Consider the following 12,822-nt stretch of genomic DNA (forward strand, 5'->3'; position numbering starts at 1 on the left):
GTCAAATCATACGCGAATTGTTTGACCTACAGTCACCACTGAATCATTACTAAATGACAATGAGTTTATATGCCTCGATTTCGTTTGCTTCACTTAACGCTGCGCCGTCGCACCGCTCTTTACTTTTGCTTGGGGTTAGTTGGGGTAATCCTAAGTACACTATTGATTACGCGCTATTTTTTCCTTTACAGCATCAATAAGCTTGAGGATTTAGAGCTGGAACGTGCCAACAAACAAGCGTTTTCCGTTATCCAAATGATGACTTGGCAGTTAGAAGAGCGCTCCTTCGACTGGGCGTACTGGGATGATACCTATCAACTCTTTACTGAGCGTAATATCGCAGATTATCGCGAGCGCAACCTGTTCCAAGATTCGCTTTATACGCTCGGGCTCGATATGATGGCGTTTGTCACCGTGCAAGGGGAATTATTTGAATCACTTGTGCGGGATGACTCTGAGGTAATCTCGCCCGATCTGGCCAAGCAGGTTGTGCAAAATCAAAATGTTCAAAGCCATATACGGGAAATGCGTCGTCAACTGGATGGAAAACAAAAAAGCCTTGCGGGGTTAGAGCGCATCGCTGGCAGAATCTGGCTTCTTTCATTAACCCCAGTGCGTAATAGTGAAGGTTCTTCGGCAGTCGCTGGCTGGCTGATATGGGGGCAAGATCTTTCAAGTCGTTTTCCCGGTAATTTTGCCGACATCTTATCGTCTGAAAATAATCTAGATGTGGTGATGGAGGGATTTGCTGTTTCCACGGAAGCTTACGCTGTCGGTACCGATAAGTGGTTGCAGAAAACCGCCCTGCATTTGACGACCTGGACCCCAGTGACGGATTTGACGAATCACAAGATTGCCTATCTAAAAACCCAGCAACCGAGAGTGTATTACCAAAAAGGCAGGAATCTCTTCGTCTACTTGATTGTTGTCGTTTCGACGGTCACAGGGCTTATTGCGGTAGCCACCTTCTTCCTGTTCAACAATCGTATTTCGACCCGTTTTGCTGATTTTGAACAGACTATGATGCAGTTGTTCTCAAGATATCAATTGGAAGACCTATCCATTCGCCGCAGTGACGAGCTAGAAAGAATAACTCAGTTGGTGGAGCTATTGGCTGAGAACACTTCGCTTACTGAGGGCAAGCTTAATGACACATTACAGAAACTGGATGCCCTGTACCAGAACCGTTCAATAGGCATGTTACTGGTTGTGAATGGCGACATTATTGATGCAAACCAAGCGGCAGCGCAGTTGCTCGGCTATAGAAAACAGGATCTGATTAACCAAGAGTTAAGGTGTATTTGCGCAGAAGATCAAGAAGGATGCAGTGAAGAGAAGATTAAGCACGCGGCAGAGACTGGCAAGACGCGTTTTGAAGCCATGATGCGAGCCAAAGGTGAGCGAGAAATTGAATGTTTGGTCGAACTAACGCCAATTCATCACGAGAATCAACAAGCGTTGATGATTTCGCTCAGCGATTTGAGTGAGCAAAAAAAGCAAGAGCGAATGATTAAGGATTTGGTTGGGCGTGACCCACTTTCAGGTTTGTATAACCGCCCGGCAATATTGGCCAAGCTGGATAAACTGATTGAAACCGAGCCTACGCGTTTTTCATTTCTGTACATTTCCATCGAAAAGTTCAAGCAGATTTCAGAAGTCTACGGGCATTTGGTTTTCGATGATGTGGTTAAGCATGTTGCCTCTGTATTTGGTCGCGTCCTGAAAGGGTTTGAAGTTGGTCGCATCAGCGAGTTTGAGTTCATTGCCATTATCCCGGAGGGGAAACAGTACGATGAGGCGCTTATTGGTGCCAATCGATTTATGGATATTCTGGCAAAAACAGGGGAAGTATCAGGGATTGAGCTTGATTTAAACAGCAAAGTGGCCGTTATCGATCCCTCTCTTAGCGATCAGCCATTGGGCTATTTGCTCCAAGCGGCGGCCTATACCATCCAAACCTATCACCATGATCGTGTTACAGAGGTGATTCAAATTACCAAAGCGACGGCGGACAAGGCGCAACACGCCCTGATGATTAGCCGAGATATTGTCAGCGCGGTGCGAGAAAACGCGATCATCGCCTACTACCAGCCCATTGTTGACACGGAGAGTGGTAAAGTTGGTGGGTTCGAAGCGTTAGCCCGCTGGGTTCACCCTGAATTGGGTTTCGTCTCGCCAGAGATCTTTATCCACTTAGCAGAGAAAAACCAACTGATTGTGGAACTGGGGGAATCTATTTTGCGTCAAGCGTGTCGCTTCCTTTCTACGCTCAATCGTCAGCGCGAGGAGGTGGGTCTATTGCCGCTTTCCGTGCATGTTAACCTCAGTGCGATTCACTTTTATCACGCAAAATTGCCAGACTATTTACGTCAAGTTATGACGGAGTTTGGCATCGCACCAGGGCTATTAGTGGTCGAGATTACCGAAAGCACCCTGCTTGGTATTGAATCTGAAACGTTAGATAGAATGACAGAGATTAAATCGTTGGGGGTCCAATTAGCATTGGATGATTTTGGCACCGGTTACTCTTCGTTTAGTACCTTATGTTCTTTTCCGCTGGACATAGTGAAGTTAGACAAATCTTACATCGACCAACTGGAAAACAACGATCGGGCCAGAACACTGATCCGCAGCATTGCAGGGATGGCCAAAGAACTCGGTTTGACCACGGTGGCAGAGGGCGTAGAGACAGCCAGCCAACTGCGCAAGCTGAAAACGTGGAATATCGACGAGATTCAAGGCTATTACTTCTACAAGCCGCTACCTGAGCAAGAAGCAATGCAGAAATTTTGTGGTGACTCCAGAAATCAAATCGTCGCTTAAATGCCTTCACTCACCCTAGTTGTCGACAGGCTACGGCAATCATCCTAAACGAAGAGCGGTTTCCAAAACGGAAATATCTCTTTGTTTGTTTTTCAATAGTGGAAATTATTAATAAAAGCTAATCTACTGAAAAATAAACAGGATAAGCCGTTATGAGCCACAGTGAAGCGAGTTTGCACCAGCGTCTACGGACTATAGTCAATGATGCCAAATTGTCGGTAGAGCAGAAAAATCAGTTTCTTGCCTTAGAAGCTGAAGCGATGCTGCAATACGTGTCAATTTCGCCCGCGCTACAAGAGGCGATGGCGCAAGGGGTCATTTGTGACATGTTTGAAGGGCATGCGCCGTTCAAGCCTCGCTACGTTTTGCCCGACTACGCTCGCTTTCTGCGTCAAGGCAGTGAATATCTTGAACTTAGTCCAGCGCAAGACTTTGATGATGCACTGAACATGCTGACCATCTTGTATCATCATGTCCCTTCGGTGACCAATATTCCGGTTTATCTTGGACAGCTAGATGAATTGCTGCTGCCTTACCTTGGTGACCTCAGTGAAGCGCAGCTGTATAAAAAAATAAAATTATTTTGGATTATGCTCGATCGCACCCTGCCGGATGCGTTTATGCATGTCAATGTAGGACCAACAGACAACATTCTCTGCCGGACGATTTTACAGGTGGATGCCGAACTTAGGCAGATCGCGCCTAATTTGACCTTCCTGTACGATCCGGCAGTCACGCCAGACGATCTGCTGCGACAGGCAACCGACAACATTTGCCAATCCAGCAAACCGCACATCGCCAACTATCCTTTGCATGCGGCGGCTTACGGCGACAGGCAGTTCGGCATCGTCAGCTGCTACAACTCGCTGCCTTTAGCGGGTGGAGCGAACACCTTGGTTCGTCTCAATCTGAAAGAGGTGGCGCAGCGCTCTGAGGATCCAGAGGATTTCTTCTCTCAACAACTGCCCCAGTTTGCAGAGTTGATGTTTGAGCTTATGGATGCGCGATCCTCGTATCTGCATGAGCAATCAGGTTTTTTTGACAGTTTCTTGGTGAAAGAAGCACTGATTGATGAAGCCAAGTTTGCCCCGATGTTCGGCATTTATGGCATGGCGGAAGCGGTAGAACTTCTGCTCAATAAACAAGGCCGCGAGCAAAAATATGGTCATAGTGAAGAGGCGAACGCACTTGGCCTTGCCATTTCTCAGCGCTTAGCGCAGCTGGTCGAGAGTCGCGAGGTCAAATATGGTCTAGCGGGGAAAGCGTTACTGCACGCACAAGGCGGCATCAGTTTAGACCGTGGCGTGACGCCGGGCGTACGTATTGCTTATGGTCACGAGCCTGATCCGGTCAGCTATGTTTTGGCTAATGCAGCGCATCACGCTTTTTACACCGCGGGCGTTAGCGACATTCTCACCATTGACGAGACAGTAAAAAATAATCCTGAGGCGATGTTTAATCTGTGCAAAGGGGCGCTGGCGGCGGGTTATCGCGAGTTTACCGCCAACGTGGCAGGTAACGATCTGGTGAGAATCACTGGTTATATGGTGCGCCTATCGGATATTGCCCGCTATGCACAACAGGGTTCACGCAGCAATACCACCTTTTTAGGTGCCGAAGCGGCAAGCAACACCGACGTATTGCAAAGAAAAGCGCGTGTCGTCAGCATGGAAACGACGCCACTTTACGACGCGCAACACTGAATAACTCATGTCAGCTGTTCAGTTCAACAAGAAGGGGAAAGTGAGTCGTATCTTACCTTTCTCCTGTGTTGATGGGCCGGGAAATCGCCTGGTGATCTTCTTGCAGGGGTGTAATTTCCATTGCAAGAGTTGCCACAATCCTCACACAATCAACCACTGTCATCATTGCGGTGAGTGTGTTGAGCATTGTCCAACAGGGGCACTGACCCAAGATGCCAACAACCAAGTTGTTTGGCGAGAAGAGGTATGCATTCACTGCGACACCTGTACCGACGTTTGCGCTTTTCACTCCAATCCAAAAATCAAAGAGTGGAGCGTCGCGCAAGTGCTGGAGAGGATTCGGCAGCAACATCTGTTTATCAGTGGTGTGACCGTATCCGGTGGTGAGGCAACCTTACAGCTTCCGTTTGTTTTAGCGCTGTTCCAAGCGATTAAAGCGGATAGGACACTGGCTCATTTAAGCTGTTTTATCGACAGTAATGGTTCACTAACAACTCATGGCTGGGAAACGTTGGCCCCTTACACCGATGGTGTGATGATTGACCTAAAAGCTTGGCAAGCGGAAACCCATCAATGGTTAACAGGGCGCAACAATCATAGAGTCATACAGTCGATAACGCATCTTGTTGAACTGAACATGCTACATGAACTTCGTTTGCTGCACATCCCGGGCAAAAGTGATTTAGACAGTGAGCTAACCGCGCTGTGTGAATTGCTACAGAGGTTGCCCTGCAAAGTGCAGATCCGCCTCAATGCCTTTCAAGCTCACGGGGTGAAAGGCGAAGCGCGAGCTTGGGCAAAATGCGATTACGCTGAGATAGAACGCTTTGCCGCGCGTCTTCGTCAGCACATCGCTCATCCGATTATATTGCCGTCGAAAACGGTGCTAGGCCATCTCCGTTAACTGCTGCTTAAGCCACACCAACGCCGGATCATTAAGGCTCTGCTTGTTGTACACCAAACTGTAAGCCACTTGGCCATAGTCAAAAGGCAAGGATTTTTGCACCAACCCTTTTGCCTGCAAAGCAGTGTCTGCCCAGCGTTTTGAGCAGGTAAACAGCAGCGGCGAGTGATGGCACATGACCGCCGCCGCGCCGAAGTCGGCGAGTGAAATGACGATATCACGCGGCTGATGGCATTGAGTCAAAATGTGTTCAAAGTAGGGAATTGCCAGCTCTTTCTCATGAATACCAATATGTTGGCAGGCGAGGTAACTGCCGATAGTCAAGTTTTCTCCAACCAGCGGGTGGGCAGAGTTCATCAAGCAAACCATTTCATCGTCTAAAATTGCATGCCAAACCAGTTCTTTATTCATCGTCGGTGGCTGGCTGATGTCATGCGGCAGCAAAAGAAAATCCACTTGGCCACGCAGCAAAGAATCAAAACCGTGTTGCTCTTTGGCGTAGATGCTCATACTCACTTGCGGAGTTTGGCCTAAGATCTCGCTAAACAGGGGCGCAAACACTTCGAAAGTGCTCTCACGCATTGCCAGTGAAAACGAGCCGCTGTAACTCTCGGGTTGAAACGTTCCTTGGTGAATCACGCCATTCATGCTGGCTAAAATGCCATGCACCACAGGAGCGATACTTAGCGCATACGGCGTGGCAATCAATTGTGTACCTTCTCGATAGAAAAGTTCATCTTTGAGTAACGCGCGAAGCTGAGCGAGGATTTTGCTGACGCACGAAGGGGTAACACACAATTGTTGCGCAGTGCAGGTCACGCTGGTGGTGGTGAGCAGGACATGCAAAACCGTTAAATGCTTCAAACTGATGCGCGAAAGAGAGATGTAATCCATAAAATACGGGCTTGAACAGGATTTTGGGCATTAGAGCAGAATTCTACCAAACTGCCAATGCGTGAATTGCCCCTCTAACAGCAGAAAGTCAAGTGTCGGTAATCACAAGATAATTTAATCCAGACGACAATAAGGCTCAGTTGTCTCCAGCGCCGACACTGACTATAAACAGCGCACTGAAAATGATGTAGGTTTAGAGCGTAAATGGACCCGTTGATCGATGCGCTAATCACTCAAGGCTATTTTATTTGGGATGATTTCTTAGAAAGTGAAGAGGTATTGCGTCTAAGAGACGCCATCCCAGAGAAATGGAAAGAAGCCCGAATAGGGAGAAACGATGATTTGATCAAAGTTGAACGTATTCGCAGTGACAAAATTCAGTGGCTACAAGCAGGGAAGTCACAGGCCGTTGATGAGTATCTTGCCAAAATGGAAGAGATTCGCTTAGCGGTCAACCGCTATCTTTATCTTGGTTTGTTTGAATACGAAGCACATTTTGCCAAATATGAGCAAGGCGATTTTTATCAAAAGCACCTTGATAGCTTTCGCGGGCAGGAAAACCGTAAACTGACCACCGTGTTTTATCTCAATGACACTTGGCAGGAAGGCAACGGCGGTGAGTTGGTGATGTACGATTTGCAAGATCAACACTTACAGACGGTTCAGCCCAAAGGCGGGCGATTGGTGGTCTTTCTCTCGGAACTGTTTCCACACGAGGTACTGACCAGCCATGTTGACCGTTTCAGTATCGCTGGGTGGTTTCGTATAAACGGCGTGCGAGACAATATGTTGGATATCTCTCGTTAGACAAAACCCTAAGTGAATCTTCTCAATACGCCAAAGACCTCAAAATAGCGGTCTTTGACGTTTTCAATCTGGCTTGCTAGTGGCTTTGAATCGAAATCTGATAGCAAGTATGCATATGTTTTTTAAGGATTTTAAAGACTGCCGAGCACAATTTGCCGTCTGCGACCATTTGCGTCATTAACGCCTCTATTTCCTCCTGTTGCATTCGACCACGATACGGTCTGTCTTGCGACAACGCCTGAAACACGTCTGCCACTGCAATAATGCGTGATGGCACATCCAATTCAGCTTCCGTTTTATGGTATGGGTAACCGGAACCATCCAAACGTTCGTGATGGTTAGAAGCCCATTCGGCAATCTTTGATTTTGGGAAAACTTTGTGCAGCGCCAGTTCAGTATCAATCGTGTGTCGCTTGATGCGAGTGTATTCTTGATCGGTTAAGCGCCCTTGCTTGTGCAAAATTTCATCTGGTGTTTTCAGTTTACCGATGTCATGCACCAGTCCGGCGATGAAAATCATCTCTTGTTCGTGTTCGGTCAAACCGCTTTTTCCGGCCAGGAAACGTGCCACTTCCGCTACTTTCTGCGAGTGTTGGTAGGTAAACGGACTTTTGGCGTCGACAATGCGAGCGAGAAATAGCCCGAGCGTCATTAAATCTTGTACCGTCAACTGCTTTTGCAACCAGTCGATGTGGTCAAAACCCAAACCAATCGTCTCAATGTTCTCCGATTCCATGGCAAACCAGAAACCATCTGTCATGATAAGCGGCACCATCGCTTTGCACATATCAGGGTTAAACAGCGTTCCCGCGTGAGCCATGATGCTATCGGCGATCATTTCTTCGTGTAGCGTGACGAGATCAGAATGACAGTCGGTCGCGTAGTGGGCGCGTAAAAAATCCAGTCGATCAGAAAGATAGAGTAGAGCAGCAATGTCTTTGTCAAAGGGGTCAAGATCGAGCTGTTCCAACTCATCCCAGCGGGTATGGTGATAGAGAATAGGTTTGGCAAATTGAGCTAAAATGTTGCATTGCTGTAGCGACTGATACCCCCGTATGCAGTGCGCTTGTGCATCTTGAGGCATGAGTTTCTCTAGCAGCATCAAATGCTCTTTGGTTTCTGATACACCGCAATCGTGCACCATTCCAGCGAAGTAGCTGAATTCCGCTTTGCGAATATCCCAGCCCATTTTTAGCGCGCATTTGTAGGCGATGTAGGCGACGCGATGGTTGTGATGGGTATCATCGACGCCAACGTAATCTAAGGCCCTAGCGACCCAGATCAGCGCTTGTTTTAGGTCTACTTCGAAGTGTGCTGTGCCTAAGGAGCATGTCTCGTTCATGATTTTTCCGACGTTACTTTGTAGTTATTATTTTGTTCGCAGCAATGCGTGTAAGCTTTGTGCATTTATCTTAACGATGATACAGGGAAGTGTTTGGAATTATTATCCTTGACAGGCGCTATTGTTAATTATTTTGATATGAGTAGTGTTTTATCAGTAGCTGAGTGTATCTCAGTTGTCACATTTCATTCATATCATGCAATAGTGCACGGGATTTCATAGATGATAAACGCCATGCGTCTTAGCGCAAAGGGATCAAAAGTGCAGAAGGGACAGCTCGGATGAGTTGTGCAAATAAGGTTGCCGCATTTGATGTAGACACGGCGGTAAACGAGCTATTCGGGGCAAGGATTGTTTTCAAGCATAATTTCGTAACATCCCGACTGCTTCAATGCTTGGATCCCTTTTTCATAGATGGCTTGCAATTTTTTCCCCCGCTCGGTGGGTTGAAAAAGCACATACATGGGGTCGCTGAGCAGAGGCTTTGGGTTGACCAAAATTGCTCTCGTTTCGCCTTCCGTTACAAGGTTAACCATGTTGCGGCCAACTCGCTTTTCTGCTGGAATCGCATCAACGCGCGCTCGGTGCAGTTTGAGAAAGTTTTCTTTTAGATCTGAGGCGATCACAGGCGTCAATCCGTTTTCTTGCATAAGTTGCGTGACGGTGTAGCCCTCGACAGCGCCGAGTCGGTACTTAGCGAGATCAGCAAGCTCATTCCATTCTAAGTTGACCGAGTTGTGGTAAAACATCACCGTGTCGGCGTGAAGCAAAGGTGTAGTGGAGAGCAGGTAGCTTGCTCTTCGTTCTTCGGTGGCATACCAAGGGAAAGTCGCATCGGCTTTGCCGTATTCGACCAGTTTTGCGCTGCGCATCCAAGGGTAGTAAGCAAACTCAACCTCCAAGCCCTGAACATTGAAAATTTTAAGCACTATTTTTTCTAAAATGCCGTCGTCAACAGATGTGTAAGGCTGCCATTCACCCAATGCAAAACGCACGATATCGTTTTGCTCGGCGTGCGTGCTTGTGCTCATACTGGCTGTGAAGAAAACGAGTGAGGCTAAAAGTGAGTTACGTATCATTGTTTTGGATAAACCTCGTGAACACGAGCTTAGAAGCTGCCATATCCCGATCCAAAAAGCGATTAAATGGTTGTTTGAGTGTAGCAGTTATCTGTTTTTTTACTTATCGAGTGGAGATTCTTTATCAGGACAAGAAAAGAAAACAAAGAACTTGATCACAAAGCGTTAACATTCTGATTGGACAACCTTGTTTCGCTACTAGGCGACTTTGCTTAAATCGCTGCACGCTTATTCTGGTTTACCTTTGCAGGTGAGGTGGTCGGCTCTCTACCAATAGAAATCCATGTGCAGCCTCATGCTGTTTTTTTTGCTCAGTAACTCTATGGTGTAAATTTATCATTACATCTGTGGTTTCAAATCATTACATTTCTCTTGATCTCTAATCATAGATACTACAAAATCGCCGTCACTCTAGCGTTTTGCAAGGTTGAACGGCGATTTTTCATCATCAATCTCTGCAAAATATCCTTTTAGTGTAAATAAAAGAATACACATATGCATAGTTCAAAGATTTTTGGTAGTACTTTGATCATTGCCGGCACAACCATTGGTGCGGGTATGTTGGCCTTGCCACTGGCTTCTGCGGGGATTGGTTTTTCTATTTCTTTGATGATCATGGTATCGCTGTGGGCGCTGATGTCATTCACTGCTTTGCTGATGGTGGAAGTTCATCAAGAAGCGCAAAGCAACGCGACCTTGCATACCTTGGCAAAACAAATTCTCGGCCCTAAGGGCAAGTTGATTGCAAGCTTCTCGATGTTGTTTCTCTTCTATGCGCTTTGCGCTGCCTATATTGCAGGTGGTGGTGCACAATTTGCGACCCGAGTGACTCAGTGGTTTGGCGTGCAAGTCGACAGTGCGATTGCGACCACGCTATTTACGCTGCTGGTTGCGACCATAGTGACGATTGGAACCAGTACGGTAGACAAAGTTAACCGAGTGCTCTTTACGCTCAAAATCGTCGCCATGATTGCTGTGTTGTTCTTCCTAGCGCCGAATGTGAGTCAGGCTTATTTGCTGAGTATGCCGCTCGAACAAGGTTTAGTGGTGGCGTCGATTCCAGTAATATTCACTTCGTTTGGTTTTCACGGCAGTATTCCGGCGATTGTTCGTTACCTCGATGGCGATACAGGCTCTTTGCGCAAAGCGATTTTGTTTGGCTCTTTGATCCCATTAGTGATTTACATCTTCTGGCAGATTGTGACGCTTGGGGTAGTAAAGCAAGATGATTTGCTTGCCAATTCTGCGCTTAGTGGCTTGATTGCACAGCTTGCGATCACCGTACATCAATCGCAGTTGGGCACGTTGGTGGGAGTGTTTGCTGATCTCGCGCTTCTGACTTCCTTCCTTGGCGTCAGTCTGGGTCTGTTTGAGTTCCTTGGTGACACGTTGAAAAAGCAGCAAGGAAATCCCAATCGCGTGATAGCAGCGGTTGTGACCTTTACGCCACCGTTGGGTTTTGCGCTGTTCTATCCGCAAGGGTTCATTACCGCGCTGGGCTATGCCGCGATTGCGCTGACCGTATTGGCTATTTTTCTGCCAGTGGCGATGGTCAATAAAGTGAGAAAGCAGAGCCCACAACGGGCATATCGTGTTGTTGGTGGGCAAGTTTCCCTGATGCTAACCGGTGGTGTAGGTGTGTTGATTGTGGCAGCGCAAATCTTGATAAGTTTAGGCGTTTTACCTTCACTGGGATAAACGCGATGAAAGCGGTGGTTGAGTCAACACTTAACCACCGCTTTGTTATTTGCCTACCTTTACCACGCGCGAAAGGTTTTCCTCTGCTCCCACTTGATAAGACTAAGCAGTAAGACGAAGCATTTATTTCACTATTTGGCTTTTACGTTCGCAATAAAAATGAAGTTATTGCAATCCATTCCATCTATTTGATTTTACCATGATCAAATATCTCCTATTTTCGCTCACTTTCATCAGGATAAGCTCGTGGTTTGCGCCTAAACTTATCAAGAGTGGGGAAACACAAATTGATACCCTGGAATCGTTTCTCGGTGATTTTGTGTCAGGCAAAGGAGCAAAGAGATGGACCTGTGGAGTGATTCAAGCAACTGTGCGTATTTTTATCATGCTTCATCATTGAATGATCAGCTCAAAGGCATACTGCATAGAATGCAAGTGCACGATGCCAGTATTGAGCGTGTCTCTTTTGCTGTTTTCGACCAAGAGAATAGCCTGCTAAAAACGTATGCTGACAGCAACGCTTCAACGGAACTGGCTCACTACCGCGCACATTTGGACGACTTCCCAGCCCTAACTCGCTGCGTTAACGAGAAAAGCTACCGCATTATTGATGACCTCATCGAGCTCTCCCCGAGCGTACATGTCAAAGCCTTGATCGAGTCCGGTTACCGCTCTTCGATTGCGGTTCCCTGTTTTGAACAAGATAAATTTATCGGCTTTCTATTTGTCAATTCGAGAAAAGTGGCGGCGTTTACCCCAGAGCTGGTGGAAAAGATGAAGCCCTATTTTGACATCATCCAATTTGCCATTTTCTCCGAATACCAAATCGTTCATGCGATTGCCAAGTGCGCGGAGAAAACCCAAGCCTTATCGCCTTCCTACAACAAAGACTCACTGGCACATAAAGAAAGAATCAGCCGTTACACCCGTATTATTGCCAATGAAACAGCAGATGTGTGGGATTTTGACGATGAAACGATCGAGCACTTGTGCCTGTTTTCTCGTTTCCACGATATTGGCAAGGTAAACCTCGCCATCGATCTTTTGTGTAAAACCGCCAATCTTGATGGCAGTGAAACGTCGAAAATGCGTAATCACATCGAAAGTGGCGTTGAGATAATGGATAAGATCATTGAATCATTGGGAAATCCACACCATCCGAGTATCACACTGTTGACGCAAGTGATGGCTTATCATCACGAGTTCCTTGATGGCTCTGGTTATCCATTTGGATTGCAGGGCGACCAAATCCCGCCGGTAGCGCGAGTCGTGTCGGCGGCCAATATTTTCGACGCGTTAACCACTCATAGGCCTTATCGGCAAGCTTGGTCTATCACCCATGCGTTGCTGGAAATGGAAAAAATGGTCGCGGAAGGCAAACTCGACAAGGCTTGTGTCAACGCTTTGAGAGAACATCAAGATCAACTAAAGCAGATCGTGGCACGTTTTCCTGAGCACGATCCCAAAGATGGCTTTTATTAATTCAGCGCGCACGCAAAATAGGCTCTTTAAATAGGCAAAAACGATTGAATGAATAGATTTAATCGTTTTTGTCTTCTTTATTGATCAGCA

At 46.9% G+C, this 12,822-nt stretch carries 9 protein-coding genes; 6 read left to right on the forward strand and 3 right to left on the reverse strand.

Annotated elements, in window-relative coordinates:
• Positions 1 to 69: 69 nt before the first annotated feature.
• From UF06_RS16950 to UF06_RS16960, 3 genes are all read left to right on the forward strand, one after another.
• On the forward strand, positions 70 to 2,823 hold the full coding sequence (locus UF06_RS16950) for an EAL domain-containing protein (RefSeq protein WP_045571484.1): 2,754 nt from the start codon (positions 70 to 72) through the stop codon (positions 2,821 to 2,823).
• A 152-nt stretch (positions 2,824 to 2,975) separates the two neighbouring features.
• On the forward strand, positions 2,976 to 4,526 hold the full coding sequence (locus UF06_RS16955; protein WP_045571485.1) for a YjjI family glycine radical enzyme: 1,551 nt from the start codon (positions 2,976 to 2,978) through the stop codon (positions 4,524 to 4,526).
• A 7-nt stretch (positions 4,527 to 4,533) separates the two neighbouring features.
• A complete protein-coding gene (locus tag UF06_RS16960) occupies positions 4,534 to 5,430 on the forward strand; it encodes a YjjW family glycine radical enzyme activase (RefSeq protein ID WP_045571486.1) in 897 nt (298 codons plus the stop codon).
• On the opposite strand, the gene UF06_RS16965 is transcribed toward UF06_RS16960, so the two are convergent.
• Complete coding sequence (locus UF06_RS16965; RefSeq protein ID WP_045571487.1) at positions 5,413 to 6,324, reverse strand: LysR family transcriptional regulator; 912 nt, start codon at positions 6,322 to 6,324, stop codon at positions 5,413 to 5,415. The genes UF06_RS16960 and UF06_RS16965 overlap by 18 nt on opposite strands.
• A 204-nt stretch (positions 6,325 to 6,528) precedes the next feature.
• On the opposite strand from UF06_RS16965, the gene UF06_RS16970 reads away from it, so the two are divergent.
• Positions 6,529 to 7,131, forward strand: a complete 603-nt coding sequence (locus UF06_RS16970; protein WP_045571488.1) for a 2OG-Fe(II) oxygenase — start codon at positions 6,529 to 6,531, stop codon at positions 7,129 to 7,131.
• A 76-nt stretch (positions 7,132 to 7,207) separates the two neighbouring features.
• On the opposite strand, the gene UF06_RS16975 is transcribed toward UF06_RS16970, so the two are convergent.
• Positions 7,208 to 8,473 carry an HD domain-containing protein gene (locus UF06_RS16975; protein WP_045571489.1) on the reverse strand — a complete coding sequence of 422 codons (1,266 nt, stop codon included), beginning with the start codon at positions 8,471 to 8,473 and terminating at the stop codon, positions 7,208 to 7,210.
• 335 nt (positions 8,474 to 8,808) lie between these two features.
• Positions 8,809 to 9,504 carry a transporter substrate-binding domain-containing protein gene (locus tag UF06_RS16980; RefSeq protein WP_226972122.1) on the reverse strand — a complete coding sequence of 232 codons (696 nt, stop codon included), beginning with the start codon at positions 9,502 to 9,504 and terminating at the stop codon, positions 8,809 to 8,811.
• A 543-nt stretch (positions 9,505 to 10,047) separates the two neighbouring features.
• Here UF06_RS16980 and UF06_RS16985 point away from each other — a divergent pair.
• Together UF06_RS16985 and UF06_RS16990 are read left to right on the forward strand one after the other, a co-directional pair.
• On the forward strand, positions 10,048 to 11,250 hold the full coding sequence (locus UF06_RS16985; protein ID WP_045571491.1) for an aromatic amino acid transport family protein: 1,203 nt from the start codon (positions 10,048 to 10,050) through the stop codon (positions 11,248 to 11,250).
• Between the two features lie 342 nt (positions 11,251 to 11,592).
• Positions 11,593 to 12,732 (forward strand): HD domain-containing phosphohydrolase, encoded by a 1,140-nt coding sequence (locus UF06_RS16990; protein ID WP_045571492.1) that lies wholly within the window; start codon positions 11,593 to 11,595, stop codon positions 12,730 to 12,732.
• Positions 12,733 to 12,822: the final 90 nt, after the last annotated feature.

This window comes from Vibrio sp. S234-5, from assembly GCF_000960595.1.
In the GTDB taxonomy this organism is placed as follows: Bacteria; Pseudomonadota; Gammaproteobacteria; order Enterobacterales; family Vibrionaceae; genus Vibrio.

What these genes read in the sequence shown, in the direction of transcription:
- UF06_RS16970 (WP_045571488.1), top strand. Translation starts at nt 6,529, where the DNA reads ATGGACCCGTTGATCGATGCGCTAATCACTCAAGGCTATTTTATTTGG.
- UF06_RS16950 (WP_045571484.1), top strand. Translation starts at nt 70, where the DNA reads ATGCCTCGATTTCGTTTGCTTCACTTAACGCTGCGCCGTCGCACCGCT.
- UF06_RS16975 (WP_045571489.1), bottom strand. Translation starts at nt 8,473, where the DNA reads ATGAACGAGACATGCTCCTTAGGCACAGCACACTTCGAAGTAGACCTA.
- UF06_RS16960 (WP_045571486.1), top strand. Translation starts at nt 4,534, where the DNA reads ATGTCAGCTGTTCAGTTCAACAAGAAGGGGAAAGTGAGTCGTATCTTA.
- UF06_RS16980 (WP_226972122.1), bottom strand. Translation starts at nt 9,504, where the DNA reads ATGAGCACAAGCACGCACGCCGAGCAAAACGATATCGTGCGTTTTGCA.
- UF06_RS16965 (WP_045571487.1), bottom strand. Translation starts at nt 6,324, where the DNA reads ATGGATTACATCTCTCTTTCGCGCATCAGTTTGAAGCATTTAACGGTT.
- UF06_RS16990 (WP_045571492.1), top strand. Translation starts at nt 11,593, where the DNA reads ATGGACCTGTGGAGTGATTCAAGCAACTGTGCGTATTTTTATCATGCT.
- UF06_RS16985 (WP_045571491.1), top strand. Translation starts at nt 10,048, where the DNA reads ATGCATAGTTCAAAGATTTTTGGTAGTACTTTGATCATTGCCGGCACA.
- UF06_RS16955 (WP_045571485.1), top strand. Translation starts at nt 2,976, where the DNA reads ATGAGCCACAGTGAAGCGAGTTTGCACCAGCGTCTACGGACTATAGTC.